Genomic DNA, 16818 nt, shown 5'->3' with positions numbered 1-16818 from the left:
GCACCCGTTCCCATTCCGAACACGGCCGTGAAACGCCCCAGCGCCAATGGTACTCCGTCTTAAGACGCGGGAGAGTAGGTCGCTGCCAGGTCTGCTAAACGCAACTCAAATTATCTTCTCAATCACAAACCGCTCGGCACAAGCCGAATGCAAAAGCCGCCCTCAAAGCGGCTTTATCCAATTCTAAGACATATCCCGATCCAAATCGGGGACGCAGTCAACGCGGGGTGGAGCAGCCCGGTAGCTCGTCAGGCTCATAACCTGAAGGCCGCAGGTTCAAATCCTGCCCCCGCAACCAAAAAATTTTAAAAATTTCAATGTATCAAGCCCTCCCGAAAGGAGGGCTTTCTTGCGTTTTGGGCCTGGCGCGACGCTATCACGAAAAACCGTGGGCGGTTTGATGTAACAGTGCCCAGAAGTTCAATCTTGTTTTGAGTTCGCTCCGGCGGTTTTTAGTTGCTGTCTTTAGGGTGTTAGCCGTGGGTTGCGGCGCCAAGCCGTCCGGCGACTTGAACTCGCATCACGTATCTGATTGACAGCTCAGCGAACTTGAAGGATGTCAGCGACCAAGTCCAATATTGTTGATTATCGTTGTAATCGCTACGCCAGTTTGAGAGCGTTGATCAAGCGGGGGGCAGTGATGAGACAAGCTTTTCATTCAGGAGTACATCTAGCAATTACCGATTTGAGCTTTCGTTGAAGGCGTTCAGGGGCGGCTGAGCAGCTGCAATAGCTAGTTTCGACCGCAGTGGGATTGTAATCTCTTTGGCAAAGTGGTTTCTGAGCGCGACGCTGCTTGTTGGGGAAGTTTCGTGATTAAGAAAACGCTGAATAAAGCGATCGTGCATGGTCTCTACTATGTGAGTTGCCTCCTACCTCCTGATCCGGTGAGTAACCGGGCTCGAGCATACTTCTACAAGCTGAGCGGCGGACGGAGGTTTGGGAAGAATGTCGCTATCTTACCCTTCGTTTATATTAACAGTGGAAAGCTGACGCTCGGCGACAACGTCTATCTTAACCAACGTTGCTACATCGATCTCTCGGCAGAGGTCACAATTGGCGCTAACGTCAAGGTTGGGCCAGGTGTCAGCTTTGTCACTGCCAACCATGAGATAGGCGACAGCAGCACTCGATGTGGCAACGTCAAGCCCGCTCCGATTGTTGTCGGGGATGGTGCCTGGATCGGTGCCAATGCTGTCTTACTTGGCGGCTGCAAGATTGGCCGAGGAGCAATCGTTGCTGCCGGGGCAGTAGTCACCAAAGACGTTGCGCCGGACACAATGGTCGGCGGCGTGCCTGCTAGGCTAATTAGGGATCTGCAGCGAGAAAAGGATGCGATCGATATCTCTTCCCATCCAGCCCAATGAGATCACAACTCTACATGTGACGAAGCCCGAGTAACTGGGATCTGTGCAGCAGCGCGGATAGACACGCCCATTAAGCTGCGAGAATTGCCTCGCTGACTACGGATTTTCTACATGGGTGTCTGGATAGCAATTTATTGCTGCGTAAGTCTCTGATTGCACTTCCTAGAATCACAACCCTATTGGTGCGTGTTCTGGATGCGCCGGCGCGGGTTCCGTCAACAATCGACTTATGCTGGCAACAGTAATCGACAAATATTAGAGACTTGTGGGTTTCAACTCCAATAGTTCTTGCGCGAATCATCGATCAGTTCAACAACTTGTGAACTAGGGGTGAAAATTTTGGCTGGGGACTATGAACCGAAAGCTCGCTTATGAATTGCGAAGATATATTCCTGTCTCTATCGCTAACCGCCTTGCGCGCTATCGCAGGATGTTCCAGGTTCTCCGCGAGTTTAACGGCCGCCACAAGCGCGAGTGTCCTATTTGTGGATACAAGGGCTTCTTTTACGCGGTAGGAGTGCCACTCCGTTTCGACGCTGCGTGCTCGCAATGCAGTTCGGTTGAGCGCCACAGGCAGCATCATCTGTTGACCAAAAAGCACCCTGATTGGATTGATGGGGCGGAAATCCTGCATTTTGGTGCGGAGCGCTGCTTTGTCCCTGAATACAAGTCGCGAGCCTCTCGCTATGTCATGGCTGATGCGGTCCCGACTCGTGAGGAAACACAGGTCGATATCCAAAAAATCCAATATCCCGATAACACGTTTGATACCGTGATCTGCCATCAGATCCTGGAACACGTTGTAGACGACTCTGCTGCGATGCGAGAGCTTCATCGCGTAGTGCGGCCCTCTGGACGAGTGCTCTTAACCACGCCAGTCGTCACCAAGTGGAAGAGTTCACTGGTTGATATTGGCGCAAGTGATGCAAAAACGAGAGATTTACTGTTCGGTCAATCTGACCACCTCAGATACTACGGCGCTGATTTCAAGGATAGTCTCCAGCGGGTCGGCTTCGAGATCGATGAATATATTGCTCAAGAACCTGATGTTTCCAAATATAGTTTGGTGCGTGGTGAAACGATCTACGTAGCGACGAAGTCTGATCCGTCGTTACGCCCGCACTGAAGATTCTTTTTAGCAATTGAGGTCGATATCGCAATAATTGCTGCGAATAACCCTGATATCCCCGGAATCTCGAGCGAGAAATCGACGAAAGCATGTATGGCGACGAGAGCTAGCGAACTGATGCCCATCGCAACATAGGAACGTTGCCGCGGGGCTGCTTTAAGCGATGATATGAGAAGGAACGAGATCCAACCAATTGTCGCAACAATTAATACCGGTCCCATTACGCCAAGTTCAATCCAGGACTGTAAGTAGGTATTATGCGCTTTTTCCCAAATTCCTTGCAATCCGCATCTAGGATCGCGGTAAGGCGCAAAGACATCCCTGAATGTTCCAGCTCCGCTTCCCAGTATCATGTTTGCGTCGAGCGCGCGGAACATCCCCGGCAATGCGCACATGCGGGGCTCGCTCGATCCAATAGCCGTCGCCCGAAATACGACACGCTCGCCAATCAAGACGGTAGCTCCCACTGAAAGAACAGCAATAACTACGATCGAGCCGGCAATATGGCGCGCCAATTTTACTCCGGCATATCTCTGCTTTAATCTAAGCCACACGAGCAGAGATGCCAGCAGTAGTGCAGCGAAGATAGTCGACGCGATGGCGCCTCGCGATTTTGTCAGAAATAAAGCTACAGTTAGTGCGCAAAACAAGATCATGTAAAAATAGATCTTAGTCATTGAGCGGTCGGTAGATTTTGGCATAAACAGCACACCAGCGAAAATATCGCGGCTGCGAAAGTCACGGCACGCAGACCAAAGCTGCCGCACAACAAGTATGATCGTAAGCCCGACAAGAGTACCAGCACTATTTCGATTGATCAATGTTGCTGTGAAACTGTCGATATAAGCCTGTTTTTCGACTGTCAGAACGTATCCTGGGCTCAAAAGGAACTGAACAAACGACACCATGACAAGAGCGCTGCAACCTAACGTCAGCATGACGTTGAATTCTCTTGCATCAGTCTCTGTTTGTAAAACGACGACACCCGTCAAATAGATCAAGACCGGATACGCTAAGAATTGTACGGCGAAAATTGAATCGCTTGGTTGGACGGAGATCGTCCCAGAGCTTCCAGGTATGCCAAAATTTAGTAGTCCCGCTTGGATGAGAATCCATGCGATTGCAATACAGAGATAGCTTGATGCTACGATGACGGGGCTAGTACTCCGGCTCGGGATTCCTCGCAGACAAACGGCAAGAATGAGCAATATCGATATCGCGCAGCATGCGGTTGAAAGGGCGAAAGGACGCGCGGAGCCGAAAGCGACTATCCCTAACAGGATGATGGCGGTGTAAGCCGCCGACAGGAGAGAGGCCAATTTAAAGTGGCGACTTAACCACTTCGGTGGCCGAGGCATGTTGGCCATCGAGAAGCTCGCGATAGAGATGATGCACCGTTGTGTGGAGTTTGTGTTTACTAAAGTTCTTATTGATATGGTCGCGACCGGCGGTCATCATCGAACTAATCCTGGCCTCGTCAGAGATAATCGTTCGTATCGCGCTTTTGAAACCCTCTGCGTCTGTCGCTATGAAGCCAGTGACGCCATCAAGCACCATTTCCGTTGTGCCGCCCGTTGGTGTCGCGATCACTGGAAGCCCCATCGACATAGGCTCTAAAATCGTTCTGGCCAGTGGTTCCGCTGCCTGGGCAGGCGCGCAAATGACGTCCAAATTCTGATAGACAGCCTCTGGATCAGTGAAAAATCCCTCGAATGTGACATTCCGTGTCAAATCCAAAGCAGCGACCTGCGACTTGATTTCCGCCTCGTACTCAGGAGACTCAGCAGCGAACTTTCCACGGACAAACAGATGCGTCTCTAATCCCTCAGAATTTGATTGCTTCACCCAGTTAAGAAGTGTGTGGAGCCCCTTATGAGGATGAATGCGGCCGATGAAACCAACCCTCACCGGCGTACCGGGAGATAACGCAATTTGCGGACGCGGGTCGATGCCGTTAAATATAACTCTTCCATTGCTGGGAAGCTTCTCGTCTGGATAGCAAGCCCGAGAAACAAAAACCGCCCTCGACGCAAGTTTGGTGAGAAGTCGCCATACGGCCTTTTCTTGCGCCGTATAGGCGATGTCCCGAAAGTGCATGACAAGCTTTGGCGACTTGCCAAATTTCGTCAGCAGGGCGATCGAGTGAGCCTTGAGGCCATTCGTGTGAACGATATCAATGTTGTGACGCAAGGCGGTGGACCGCAGATCTCTCGAAGCACGCCAAGCGTCGGAAAGCGCCTTAAGTCCGTGCCATACTTTAAATGGCCGACGTACGTGATGAACAGAGCCAAAGTCGATGACCTCAACCGGAATACTCATGGCCCGCGCTCGCACGGCCAACTCCCCCTCTTCAGGGACAGCCAAAACCGGGTCGATATTCGGGTTTGCTAGAAGATCGAAAAGAGACCGTTCGGCGCCCCCCTTAAAATCTGGAACTGGCGAAAGATAGAGCGCTTTGATCTTCTGCATCTGGCAAGCCTAAATTCGGGAAATAATCCGCAACGAGGGTGGTAATGCCGCTTCTAAAACGTTGAGCGGAAAAATTCTCTGCATTCTTGACGCAATTCTCGACCGTAATTTCCGATCGATGATTTTCGAACTGCTTTACCGCGGCAATGATTGCATCGACTGTCTGTTCGTGAAAGTGGACTCCAGTGGGAGAAGCCTTATCCAAGCCTCTCACAGTTTCGAAAGTGCCGCCTTTCGAGAAAGCTATGACTGGCGTGCCGCAAGCTTGAGCTTCTACGGGGACAATTCCGAAGTCTTCCTCGGCCGCAAAAACAAACGCTTTCGCCTGAGCTATCTTCGATCGCAGCACGTCGCTGGTTTGGTATCCCATCAGCGTGACATTGCCGCTCGCGGCCTTACGAGCCTTCTCATAATCCGGACCCTCGCCAATAACGACAAGGTGCTTATCTGGCATCTGGGCGAAAGCTTCGATGATCAAAGGAATCTTCTTGTAAGGCACCATTCGGGATGCCGTAATATAATAATCCTGCTTTTCATAATGGGGTTTGAAAAAACGAAGATCTACCGGAGGATTGACGACCTTTGCTTCGAGGCCATAGGTCTTCTTAATTCGTCGAGCTACGAACGCTGAATTGGCAATCATTAGGTCGGGTCCGTGGGCGGTTCTTATGTCCCACATCCGTAAATAATGAAGTAGTATGCGAGCAATCCCCGATTTGATGCCTCTCTCCATCCGAGCTTCCTTGAGGTAAACCGCTTGCTGGTCCCAAGCATACCGCATCGGCGAGTGGACATAAGAGATGTGGATCTGTTGCGGCCCAGTTATTATCCCTTTGGCAACTGAACTCGAAGATGAGATCACGAGGTCAAAAGCAGAAAAATCGAACTGCTCAATAGCAAGGGGCATAATTCCAATGTACTGCCGGTGTTTGGTCCGCACCATGGGCATCTTCTGAAGGAAGCTCGTATGTATCTTCTTTGCCTCCAAGAAGCCCCTGTCCGCCTCCGGCAGAAAATCGATGAGGGTGAACAGCTCTGCCTGAGGGAAAATCTCGAATAGCTCCGCCAATACCTTTTCTGCCCCACCCATGACGTAGAGCCAGTCATGTACGATCGCGACTTTCAAGTTAGTATCCTTCCGGCAGGCGAATTGTTCGGGGCGAAGAGAAATCTGCGCCATTTCGATATTGTTAATCCCGAGAGTGCAGCGCAAAAAACAAATAAAGCGGCGCGGGCTAACATGCAAGGCTGTTTCGCCGGACTCACTGGATTATGCAATTTTAAGTTAAATCAATTAAACCGCCGTGCAAAATTAGATCGCAGAATCCCTTGAATCTTTAAGAAAAGTCATGATGGCAGGGAATATTGCTAACATTCTCAAAAATATTCAATTTTACCTTTTTTTCGAGAGCGGAAACTCCGCACTGGGCGATTTGAGCGTTAATTATAAAGTAAGTCTTCTGCGATTACTAGTTGACCATAGGTTAATGAAAAGTTAAATAGTTTCAGAACAGTTAATTTAGACGTGTTCGCTAATTAAAAATAGAGAGCTAGTTAACTTAAAAGAGAGGATTGCGACATGGTTTCGACCATAGCTGATATTGACGTCACGAAGATCGCGGCGGACGGCCAGGGGAACATCAATGGCTCCAGCAAAGATGATCTCCTGTTCATGAGTGGTGCTGGAATTGCGCAGGCCGGCGACGGCAACGACATCGTTTTCGGCGGCACTGGCAATGACACCCTGCGTGGGGACGCCGGGGACGACCTTCTCTACGGCGGCGCTGGCAATGACACGCTTAATGGTGGCGTAGGCGACGATATCCTTCTCGGCGGAGAAGGAAACGATGTACTGTTTGGCGGAGTCGGAAACGACATCCTTTCAGGTGGCAACGGTGCCGACAAGTTCTTCTTTGAAGCAAATGCCGGTAACGATCGCATCACCGATTTGAATTTTGGTGAAGGCGATGTCATCACATTTGCCGTCGGCACCTTGACCGAGATGGGAAACAAGCAGCTGACGATTTCTTCGCAGTCTGACCTGATGGCATTCCTCGGCCGCACCGATGTTTCGTCTGAGGTGAAGGGAAGCGATCTCGTCATCAAGTACGGCCCGAATGGTGACACCCTGACGTTGCAAGGCTTCGGCGACCAGTCGGCTGCCGGTGCTCATATCAACGGCAATTCCGCGGATAACACAATCTTCGGCGGCCAGAACGGCAACCTGATCAATGCCGGTAACGGCGACGATACGGTTTTTGCAGGCGCCGGTGGAACGAAGATTAGCGGCGGAGCAGATCATGATCTCATCGTGGGCGGTGCAGGGAATGACATTCTCGGCGGCCAGGGTGGCGACGACATGATCTTCGGCGGTGCCGGCAACGATGAAATCTCCGGGGGAACCGGTAACGATATCCTGACCGGCGGCAGCGGCAACGACACGTTCAACTTCAAGTTCGGCGACGGTAAAGACACAATCGCCGACTTCTCCGCTGGCGACAAGATCAATCTTTACGACGGGTATGTAGCTGGACAGGCAGTAGCTACGGTCAGCTCTGTCGATGATCTGCATGCTCTCGTCAATTCCGGCTCTGCGACGTATGATACCAATGGCGACTCGGTAACGTTCCACTTTGCCGGTGGCGATATCAAGTTCATCGGTATCGATTGGACGACGCCCGTATAATTGAGAAACTGAGAATGGCCGGCTCAAGCCGGCCATTCTCAATCAATTGGTTTGCTTGTTTGACTCTCAAATTGACAATAATAGATCTTCATGCAACAGCTCAAATACCCGGAGAGTTGAATGAAGCTTGTCTATCGTTGGCCTACGTTTTTTGAGCGATTAATTTATTACTTTCTTCTGCCAGATCTGATGGCAAAGATTGTGTATGAGATTATTCTGAAAGTCCCTGCAATTACTGTAAATCAGCCGAAGCAATTCGTGTTTTACGGACTTGTAGCGCTAGAGTACTTGATAATAGCCTTTCGCTACAAAACGTTTAGGCCTGCCTTGGCGCAGGTTAGTCCTATATGCATCATGCTAATAGTTATGATGTTTCACGGCATAGTTATTGGGCTATGGTGGGGAAACTCTATCTCTCGCATGGTGATCGATACGGTAAACGTCTTTGTAGTCTTTGCCAACGTTGTCATTCTCTCAGACCCACGCAAGATTGCGGATACTGCATTTGACCGCATCTTCTTCGTGAACCGCGTATATGCGGTCGTAATGGTCGCTCTTTCTGCCGTTGCTCTGGTTGTAAATCCCTCTTCCGTCATTTCCCTGGGAGGCTCGACTGCAACTGCGATCTCCGTGTCACTGATATTCACCGAGATCTACTTGATGCGCTCGCTGTCGGGCAGAGCGATATTGCGAGGGACGGTTGGATTGCTGATGCTCGCTGCGACCGTTCAGGGCTGGAATAGAACAACACTTGTATTTGTGGCCGCCGCAGTGCTCATCCTTTTCGCGAGAAAGGTTGGGCAGATGCCTTTCAAAATCGCCTACTTGTCGATGGCATCAGTTATGGTGGCCGCCGTCGCTTTAGCCGCCCTCCCGGAGGATAGTGCCCTCTCTCGTCGACTTGCGGGCCTTGAGGACGTCGATCTGTCAGCCCGTACTGGCTCGATCGGCGAACGTGAAGCAGAGTCCGACGCAGTAGGAGACAAAATTGCCGCGCTTGGACCAACCGGCAGGATTTTCGGCGCAGGTCATGGCGCGTCGTACGATGTGAAATATACGTGGGAATGGAAACTGGACTATTCTAATGCACATTATGGTTGGGTTCTATTTTATCTTCGATACGGGACCTTAGGCTACGTGTATTTAGGGCTTTGGATTTTCACCTTAATGATTTCGATCTTGAGAACATGGCGGTCAGGAAATCCAGCATCAATTTTTGTGTGCTTGCTGTCTATATGGAACGTCGGCTACCTCGGGACCTACGGCTATTTCTCCTTCTTTATCGCGGGCGTGCCTTTCGTTAGGCCCGCCTCTAGAGCCCAGAGGCGGGCGACCTTCAGTGTGACGGAGGGATCGCGTCGAGATCCTGTGCCGATCGCCTAGCAGAGAATGAAGATGGCCGCACGACGCAAAACCGCGATACTCCTTCCACTGGCACTTCTGCTGGCGAATTTCCTCAATATGGTGGGTATCGTTGTTCTTCCCAAGATCATCGACCCCAGCCAGTTTGCTCTCTTCAGCCTCGCCTCATCTTCAGGCCTTTTCCTCATCGCTGTCCTCTACGAATGGAATCGCATTACGATAATGCGATACAGCGTTGCCGTTGATCCCGAGGAGATGAGCCGTCGTAGGTCAGTATTGAAGCGCGCCAATATCGTTACCAGCATAGTTCTGCTCGTGATCAGCATTGTTGCCTACAGTTTTAGCAGTAACTGGTATGCTCTTGTTTTTAGTATGGCGTGCCTCTTCGCGGTATCCCAAGCTATGTTTGAAGCTCGCCAGGCGTTTTTTCGAGCAGACTTTCTGGACCGGAATTATGCTGTAAGCCTTGTCTCCAGAGCTCTTCTGGGGTTCTCTCTTTTATGCGCGATAGGGTATTTATCCAACGACGCTTTTTTCGTGATGTGCGGATGGGCGGCGTCCTACGTGGTGGTCCTGTTTTTTACCCGATCGCTTGCAGGAAAATCGGTCCCGCAGCCTACGGATTGGAAAACTCTCAGGTTCTTACTTGGTTTCGGGGTCGGGGTTGCAATGGCTGCGATCGCCAACACGCTGCTATCTCCGCTTGTGCGTCTTCTTGCTGCAGAGTTCATCACACTTTCGGACAGCGGAAAACTCATGCTCGCGATGGATATTTCACAGAAAATAGTCGGGGTAATCGGCGTCAGTATCAACATTCTAACTCTGCAAGCCACTTTCCGTGCGCGCGAGTTTGGGGAGCATGAGGTTGTCAGGCAGCGCATCGGCATGCAGCTTTCAGTGGTGGTAGCTACAATCTTGCCGGCCGTAGTTGGGTTCATCGCGGTACAAGACGGATTTACTTTCATCTTCATTCCCGATGCCTACCGCGATGTTTTTCTTCCAAACATCGCGTGGTGCATGGTTGCGGCTGGGTTGCTCGGATTTCGAGCTTTCGCACTCGACAGTATATTTATCGTTCTTGGTAGACCGTATACTGGACTGGTAGGGCCGCTCGTTACGGCCGCGGTTACGATTGCGTCCGTTTTTGCGCTTACTTCATTAGAAAATCCGTCAGCACTTCTATTTTCGAAAGCTCTCTGTTTCGGGGTCTTAGCGGGATCGATCTCGTCAATCATCGTTGCTCGGCGCTTGTTCCATTTCTCTTCGGATTTGCCAAACCTCATTCGAATCACGGTCGCGGCAATCACCATGTATGCTTCGATCCAGCTAGTTCGTTTTGATAACGCAATAGTCGACTTCGCGGCATCGGTCGCCGTAGGTGCCTTCGTCTACGGCGGCATACTTCTCGCCTCAAATGCCTTCGGTTCGCATAAACTTCTACGTCTAGCCCTAGCCCGGCTGAAAAGAGGAAACGTTACATGAGAAAGTTGTTCGCAGTCGCGTTTGCTCTAGGGCTCGGATATTCCAGCTGGGCACAGAGTTCAGACGGTGGGAAAGCGGGTTCGGAGTTTTTCGGTGTCGTGAGCCATTTCTTACACACCAGGCAAATCTACACAGATAAAGATGACAGTTGGTCGCTAACCCGGACCGCCCCACTTCAAGCTAGACTGGGAAATCCTTGGGTTACCGAGCAAATCTATGCATTGACGGCAAAGAGCCGAGCTCTCGTCGATGACGGCACAGCCAACAATGCCGATAAGTACAGAATATCCGAACGACGGAAACTGATAGACAAGTGGTTGTCAAACTACGACGAGGCCGGAACCAAGGTTCTGCTGACAGTGATGGCTGCTGCCCCTCGGGCGAAGAATTCCGATAAAATCAATGACGACTTCGGCAATTGGATTGCAGAACTTGTGTCGAGGCATAAGTCGATCAAAGTCGTACAACTTCATAACGAGCCAAATTTACGTTCGTTTTGGCCTGACAGTGCCGCTGACTATGTCGAGCTCTACCGTGGAATTGCGGGAAAGATAAAACAACAGAACCCGCAGGTCGCTATAACGGTCGGCGCGATATCGAGCCTTTCTTGGGAGCCGGGTCGAAAATGGCTTCGGGAGGCTATAAGCGCTGGCTTGCTGGAATTTGCCGACGGAGTTTCCGTTCATCCCTACAATCTCAAGGAAGCTCCAGAAATTGATCCGCACCTTAAGAGGGGCTCTCAAAAGGGCAGTCTCCGCGAAGGAATGCTGGCATTTTGGAAGGAGATGAAGGCCGCTTCCCCTGCAGGGAAAAATTTGAAAATTTACCTCACGGAGCTTGGATATTCCAGCGCCCCTAATGGTATAGCAGGAATTGGAAGCGAGGATCTACAGGCCAAATACTTGGCCCGATTGATGATGCTTCATCTAGACTTCAAAATACGTGACGGAATACCAACCGAAGCGGTCTTTTGGTACGATCTGAAAAACGACGGCGCAGATGCGAGCAATCAGGAGCACAATTTCGGACTTGTCTCTGCCGATTTGAAGCGTGAGAAGCCCGCCTTCGACGTCTATCGTCGAATTATGGAGGCATTGCCAGATGTCTCTGAGCTAAAACCGAGCAACGTGACACTCACGCCTGACGCCTCAGATGTACAGGTTCACCCGTGGGTCGATGCCAAAGGTAGGACCATAGTTGCCATCTGGCGCACAGGGCCATCGAAAGAGCCGGTTAATTTCGTACTCACCTCTACCGCAGGAGTTCAGTCCAATACTGGAGATAGTTTGGATGTCGTCTCGGGCGTGAAATCCAAACTAGAATTGAAGTCTGCTGCCGGTGGTCAGGCATTTACGCTTGAAGATCTTTCCGATGTAAAACTTGTCACTTTCAGCAATGGTTCGTGAACCGACTTTCTTTCGGTTCGTTGGCTCATTGATGTTTCGTGTCCTGAAGAAGGGAGCGGAAACGCCCTAAGCGACGAGGTAATTCTGCAACGTATTCGCTTGGGAAAGCCACGGCCTTTGGAGGAACCGGTGCCGAGTGGAGCGCAGCAACGGAGACGCTTGGATACCCTCATAGTCGATCTCCACTGACGAATCAGCGCAGCCGTGCTTTCGGGTTTCGGGACTGCATGTAGATACCCAGTGGCGAAAACATCCCTGCACGAGGCTTAGATTTGAAGAGCGAGACGCGTCCTTAATGCGTCTAGAAGGACGCGCGGCGCTCTAAGTTCGGTCGCTCGATGAAGAAACGGACCCGATGACACTGGCCCGGTTCGAGCGGTATCGAGGCGTAACGTCGGACTTTTCAAGATGACGGAAGCCGCGAAGCGTACGGTGCCTATTACCGGTCTCTACCGCCATTTGTTCGCTAAGCTTCGTATAATTTATGTAATACATACAACTGCCGAAGGCATCTCATCGAAACGAAAGAATCATTGTGTCCCCATAGACACATCCCTCTGATTATTGCCGAGGCTTATAATTAACTCCTTTTACAATAATCTGATCTATGTAATTCATGATCAATAACAATCCCACTGTTCGAGAATGAATTTGGCTAAATTTCTATTGCTAGCACTATTTGCATCAACGGCCGCATTGTCCGGATGCACGGCGTTACCTCGATCTGGGCCCGACGATGCTGCCGTTGAAAAGCAGGCGTCTGTCCGCGTGACGACTGAAGGTCGAAAAGTGGGAATCGACTACATTCTCGTTGATATCAACAAGACAATTTTGCCAAGTTTCCAGCAGCCGGCCGCGACGTCGATTCGTGATAGTTTCGGTGGCGGGCGCGGCGGTCCGCCTGATGTACCTCTCGGTATTGGTGATACCGTCCAGGTCTCCATTTTCGAAGCTCAGGCAGGTGGATTGTTCATTCCGACCGAAGCGGGTAGCCGTCCCGGAAACTACATCACATTGCCTTCTCAATCGATCGACAGAAGTGGAACACTTACGGTTCCGTATGCCGGACGAATCGTCGCGGCAGGACGACCGAAAGAGCAAGTCGAGCGGGAAATTGAAGAGAAGCTCTCAAACCGCGCGATCGAGCCGCAGGTCGTTATAACGACAGTCAACGGCCGATCGAGTGAGGTTGCAGTCCTGGGTGATGTCGCCAAGGCCGGTAAGTTTGAGGTGACATCGGCTGGGGAACGCGTTCTTGACCTGATTTCGGAAGCTGGGGGCATCAGTGCGCCGAGTATCGAAACCTATGTGACCCTCCAGCGCCGCGGGAAATCGGGGACAATTTCTTACGACAAGCTGCAAACAACGCCAGCTGAGAATATATATGCGTCTCCAGGCGACACTATCCTCGTGAATCGCGAGCGGCGGACCTACACCGTATATGGTGCTGCGGGCCTGAATGGCCGTTTCGATTTCGAAGAAACGAAACTTACTTTGGGTGAGGCGCTTGGGAAGGCTGGCGGCCTGTTGGACGCACGTGCCGATCCAGGCCAGGTCTTTCTCTATCGGAAGGTTTCTCGTAAGACGATGCAAGCGCTTAGCATAGACACCAGCCGCTTCGTTGGAGAAGATATACCTGTGATCTTCCGCGCAAACATGCGTGACCCGGGATCGTTCTTCGCCGTCCAACAATTCGCGATGCAGGACAAGGATATTATCTACATCTCGAATGCGGACTCTGTTGAAGTCGTCAAGTTCCTGAACGTCCTCAATTCGGTTACATCCAACACCTCGGGTGCTGTGACCGACGCAGTTGACGGACGTGACGCTGCCAAGAGAATTTTCCGCAATTAACCGTTTAACTCTTAATCCTAAAGCAAAGCCTGCTGGGCTTGCTTGTGCGACATTCTGGACGTATTGTATTTCCAGAAAAACCACGATGGTGATAGATAGTATGAGTAGATTAACGGTAGGTTCGGTTTTATTGGCATTGGCAATTATTGCGCCGGGTCAAGTATTCGCGCAATCTCATGCGGCTGGCTGTTTTATCGCTCCAGCTAAGGCAGGCGACGACGTGATCGGCGCTTTTTTGGGTGCGCCAGCGGAGATGGTCACCGTCTATCCTAGCGGCGGTTTCGAAATGGTAAGTCGCGTGCGCGCTCTCGCGGGCTCTAGTGCCGACGTGCTCGACCCGATGATTGGTCTTGTGCCGCAGTTCAATGCGACACAGAAGGCGGCATTGGGTACAGGGTTGGCGCGGGTTGCGCGCGCCTGTGCGGCTTCGACTCCTGAATACGCTCAGACAATTCAAGAAAAGGTTGCTGCTGCAAATTCGCCTGAGGTCACGACGGCATTCCTTTCTGCTTTGAATGAAGTGCAGACAGCGGCACTTGGCGCCGGCGCTGGCGGGGGTGCTGGGGGCGCAGCAGCCGGTGTTGGAGGCGGCGCTGCAGGCGACAGTTCAGGCGGTCTCGGAGGAGACAGCTCAACTGCGCAGACGGCTGGGGACTTCACGACCGGTTCGCGGTCCCGCAGGCTCGTGACCAACATCACAAACATTACAAACGAAGTTAACGGCACTAGCCCCTTCTAAGCAGCGGGCTGCCATCTGTCGCCACTTGGAGTATCCTGTGCAGTCACCCAATAGTAAATCGGGCTCGCAATTTGTATGGGAGGACAACGGGCCGCTTGTCAGTTCAATTGACCTTGATCGCGCATTCGCGATCATTCGGCGGCAATGGAGAGTGGTAGCGGGTATCACGCTGATTTCCATGCTACTGGGCTGCGCCTATGTCATTACTGCGGTTCCTCGTTATACTGCTACAGCCAGTGTGCTCATCGGCGGTTCGCCGGAAGGTCTCGTGACGAGGCTTTCGATGGACCAGGCCGCGGCAGATGATGATGCGACTATCTTGAGCCAAATCGAGATTTTGAAATCTGACACGATCGGCTTGGCCGTCGTCAATAAGTTGTCGCTTTCGACAAATGGCGAGTTCATGGCCTCTTCGGGAGGCGCGGTCGACACGCTGAAGCGTGCGTTCAACGTGCTCCTGGACTTGCCCTCTCTGTTTGTGAGTTCCGACCTGGCGCAGACTGACGAAGAAGAGGCCAGCCGCGATGCATTAAACGTCCTGCAGAGCAATATGACCATTGCGCGCGTGGGAAAGTCTTACGTCTTGGACGTCAGCTTCACCTCACCGAACCGGGAGATGTCCGCGACGGTGGCGAATGCGATTGCCGACATCTACATCAACGACAAGCTCGAGGCCAAGTATGAGGCGACGCGTCGCGCCAGTGAATGGTTGCAAACGCGCATCGACGAACTCAAGCAAAAGGCTCTGGAAAGCGATCTGGCGGTTCAGAAATACCGTGCTGAAAACAACCTTTTGGCGACAGGGAACGGCCTTCTCGCTGATCAGCAGCTTGCACAATTGAATAGTGCTATGATTGTTGCGCAAGCGGATACTTCGAAAGCCCAAGCGAAATATAATCATATCCAGGAAATACTGAAGTCTGGTCAGTCCGATGCTATCGTACCCGAGGTGCTTGAAAGCTCGGTGTCCAACGAACTCCGCCAAAAGTATCTTGCAGCGTCTAAGCTCGAAGCTGATATCTCTTCGCGGCTGGGTCCGAACCATATTCGTGCGGTTCGCCTTCGCGAAGAGATGGCAGAGTACCGCCGCCTGATGTTCGAAGAGCTAAACCGTATTTCGGAAAGCTATAAAAACGAGCTCGATGTGGCTCGTTCTCGTGAGAAGTCACTTGCCGATAGCGTCACTAGTGCCAAGACTGAAAGTGCATCGGCGGGGCAGAGCAGCGTACAGCTGCGTGAATTGGAACGTTCAGCGGAAACATATAGAAATCTCTATCAGACATTCCTTCAGCGATACCAAGAAGCGATCCAGCAACAGTCATTCCCCATAACAGAAGCGCGTATCATAACCCGCCCGGTTAAGCCGCAACGCCCCAGCTATCCACGAAAGTTGATGGTCATTGCACTTTTTGGCATCTTTGGTGCTGCGCTTGGGTCTGGATTTGCTGGCATCCGTGAAATGCGCGACCGTTTTTTCCGGACGGGAGAGCAAATTCGGGACGAAGTTAATCTGGAGTATTTGGGCTCCCTTCCGCGGCTCGAAGACAAGCCTCTCGGCTTGACGGTTATCGATAATACAAAGAAACGAAATCTGCAGAAGACTGGGACACTTGCCAGTTACGCCATCGATCACCCTCTCTCGGTGTTTGCCGAGACACTTCGCAGTGCCAAAATGTCGATTGACATGCGAAAGGCCGGTGAAGGTGGCCGTGTCGTCGGAATCGCATCGACCCTCCCAGGAGAAGGGAAGTCCACCGTCGCGCTCAATCTCGCTGAATTGGCGGCGTCTCAAGGTTCCCGGGTGCTGCTGATCGACTGCGATTTCCGGAATCCAGGAGCAACGAAAGCCGCTGGATCGCATGCTGAGGTCGGGCTTTTGGAGGTATTGATTTCCGGTGCACGGCTTCAGGACGTCATCCTTCAAAGCGAAAAAACTGGTCTTTCGTTTGTGCCTGCTGTTGTTCGGCACCGAGTACCGAACTCATCCGAACTACTGTCTTCGCGAATGATGCGTAACGTTCTGGATCTCGCTCGTTCTAAGTTTGACTATGTCATTCTTGACTTGCCACCTTTGGCGCCCGTTGTTGATGCACGTGGTATTGAACCGCTCATCGATGACTTTGTGTTTGTCATCGAATGGGGCAGGATTTCTCGACGGATTGTTTCGACGACCTTGGGCAGAGACGAAGAGATCCGTTCAAAATGCGTTGGCGCCATATTGAACAAGGTTGATACGAAGAAAATGAAACTCTACGAGACGCATGGCTCGGAGGCGTATTATATGTCGCGATATACGTCCTACTATTCCGAGGCGAGCTGAGGTT

At 51.6% G+C, this 16818-nt stretch carries 12 protein-coding genes, 1 tRNA gene and 1 rRNA gene; 11 read left to right on the top strand and 3 right to left on the bottom strand.

Annotation, left to right across the window (positions count from 1 at the left end):
• The 4 genes from rrf to ACTJKV_RS21525 all read left to right on the top strand — a co-directional run.
• Window positions 1-91, top strand: a 5S ribosomal RNA gene (gene rrf, locus ACTJKV_RS21540); the annotation flags it as partial.
• Between the two features lie 130 nt (window positions 92-221).
• Window positions 222-298 (top strand) — tRNA-Met (locus ACTJKV_RS21535).
• 514 nt (window positions 299-812) lie between these two features.
• Window positions 813-1367, top strand: a complete 555-nt coding sequence (locus ACTJKV_RS21530) for an acyltransferase (RefSeq protein ID WP_440599449.1) — start codon at window positions 813-815, stop codon at window positions 1365-1367.
• A gap of 352 nt (window positions 1368-1719) precedes the next feature.
• The gene (locus ACTJKV_RS21525) at window positions 1720-2493 is read left to right on the top strand and encodes a class I SAM-dependent methyltransferase (RefSeq protein WP_113328072.1); all 774 of its coding nucleotides are present in this window, start codon (window positions 1720-1722) and stop codon (window positions 2491-2493) included.
• Here ACTJKV_RS21525 and ACTJKV_RS21520 read toward each other — a convergent pair.
• Genes ACTJKV_RS21520 through ACTJKV_RS21510 form a run of 3 tightly spaced genes read right to left on the bottom strand, consistent with a single transcriptional unit; the run spans window position 2451 to window position 6091 of the window.
• Window positions 2451-3863, bottom strand: coding sequence for an O-antigen ligase family protein (locus ACTJKV_RS21520; protein WP_440599448.1), 1413 nt, complete (start codon window positions 3861-3863; stop codon window positions 2451-2453). The genes ACTJKV_RS21525 and ACTJKV_RS21520 overlap by 43 nt on opposite strands.
• On the bottom strand, window positions 3817-4965 hold the full coding sequence (locus ACTJKV_RS21515; protein ID WP_440599447.1) for a glycosyltransferase family 4 protein: 1149 nt from the start codon (window positions 4963-4965) through the stop codon (window positions 3817-3819). The genes ACTJKV_RS21520 and ACTJKV_RS21515 overlap by 47 nt, the downstream gene beginning before the upstream one ends.
• Window positions 4919-6091: a glycosyltransferase family 4 protein gene (locus ACTJKV_RS21510; RefSeq protein WP_440599450.1), complete on the bottom strand. Its 1173-nt coding sequence runs from the start codon at window positions 6089-6091 to the stop codon at window positions 4919-4921. Before ACTJKV_RS21510 ends, ACTJKV_RS21515 begins: the two co-directional genes overlap by 47 nt.
• 453 nt (window positions 6092-6544) lie before the next feature.
• Between ACTJKV_RS21510 and ACTJKV_RS21505 the strand changes: the two genes are divergently transcribed.
• The 7 genes from ACTJKV_RS21505 (at window position 6545) to ACTJKV_RS21475 (ending at window position 16814) form a co-directional block, all read left to right on the top strand.
• Window positions 6545-7651, top strand: coding sequence for a calcium-binding protein (locus ACTJKV_RS21505; protein ID WP_113226914.1), 1107 nt, complete (start codon window positions 6545-6547; stop codon window positions 7649-7651).
• 120 nt (window positions 7652-7771) lie between these two features.
• Window positions 7772-9034: a hypothetical protein gene (locus tag ACTJKV_RS21500; RefSeq protein WP_113226915.1), complete on the top strand. Its 1263-nt coding sequence runs from the start codon at window positions 7772-7774 to the stop codon at window positions 9032-9034.
• 12 nt (window positions 9035-9046) lie between these two features.
• Complete coding sequence (locus tag ACTJKV_RS21495; RefSeq protein ID WP_440599446.1) at window positions 9047-10495, top strand: hypothetical protein; 1449 nt, start codon at window positions 9047-9049, stop codon at window positions 10493-10495.
• The gene (locus ACTJKV_RS21490) at window positions 10492-11901 is read left to right on the top strand and encodes a hypothetical protein (protein ID WP_440599445.1); all 1410 of its coding nucleotides are present in this window, start codon (window positions 10492-10494) and stop codon (window positions 11899-11901) included. The genes ACTJKV_RS21495 and ACTJKV_RS21490 overlap by 4 nt, the downstream gene beginning before the upstream one ends.
• Window positions 11902-12546: 645 nt before the next feature.
• Window positions 12547-13755, top strand: coding sequence for a polysaccharide biosynthesis/export family protein (locus ACTJKV_RS21485; protein WP_062597538.1), 1209 nt, complete (start codon window positions 12547-12549; stop codon window positions 13753-13755).
• Window positions 13715-14494 carry a hypothetical protein gene (locus tag ACTJKV_RS21480; protein ID WP_156462176.1) on the top strand — a complete coding sequence of 260 codons (780 nt, stop codon included), beginning with the start codon at window positions 13715-13717 and terminating at the stop codon, window positions 14492-14494. The genes ACTJKV_RS21485 and ACTJKV_RS21480 overlap by 41 nt, the downstream gene beginning before the upstream one ends.
• Window positions 14495-14531: 37 nt before the next feature.
• Entirely contained in the window at window positions 14532-16814 is a 2283-nt protein-coding gene (locus tag ACTJKV_RS21475; RefSeq protein WP_245495202.1) for a polysaccharide biosynthesis tyrosine autokinase, read from the top strand.
• Window positions 16815-16818 lie beyond the last annotated feature (4 nt).

Origin of the sequence: Agrobacterium sp. 22117 (assembly GCF_052045735.1) — a bacterium.
Lineage (GTDB): Bacteria > Pseudomonadota > Alphaproteobacteria > Rhizobiales > Rhizobiaceae > Agrobacterium > Agrobacterium cavarae.
The sequence above is the reverse complement of the archived record's forward strand: the minus strand, read 5'-3'. Positions and strand labels throughout refer to the sequence as shown.

What these genes read in the sequence shown, in the direction of transcription:
- ACTJKV_RS21525 (WP_113328072.1), top strand. Translation starts at nt 1,720, where the DNA reads ATGAACCGAAAGCTCGCTTATGAATTGCGAAGATATATTCCTGTCTCT.
- ACTJKV_RS21520 (WP_440599448.1), bottom strand. Translation starts at nt 3,863, where the DNA reads ATGGCCAACATGCCTCGGCCACCGAAGTGGTTAAGTCGCCACTTTAAA.
- ACTJKV_RS21515 (WP_440599447.1), bottom strand. Translation starts at nt 4,965, where the DNA reads ATGCAGAAGATCAAAGCGCTCTATCTTTCGCCAGTTCCAGATTTTAAG.
- ACTJKV_RS21505 (WP_113226914.1), top strand. Translation starts at nt 6,545, where the DNA reads ATGGTTTCGACCATAGCTGATATTGACGTCACGAAGATCGCGGCGGAC.
- ACTJKV_RS21500 (WP_113226915.1), top strand. Translation starts at nt 7,772, where the DNA reads ATGAAGCTTGTCTATCGTTGGCCTACGTTTTTTGAGCGATTAATTTAT.
- ACTJKV_RS21495 (WP_440599446.1), top strand. Translation starts at nt 9,047, where the DNA reads ATGGCCGCACGACGCAAAACCGCGATACTCCTTCCACTGGCACTTCTG.
- ACTJKV_RS21490 (WP_440599445.1), top strand. Translation starts at nt 10,492, where the DNA reads ATGAGAAAGTTGTTCGCAGTCGCGTTTGCTCTAGGGCTCGGATATTCC.
- ACTJKV_RS21485 (WP_062597538.1), top strand. Translation starts at nt 12,547, where the DNA reads ATGAATTTGGCTAAATTTCTATTGCTAGCACTATTTGCATCAACGGCC.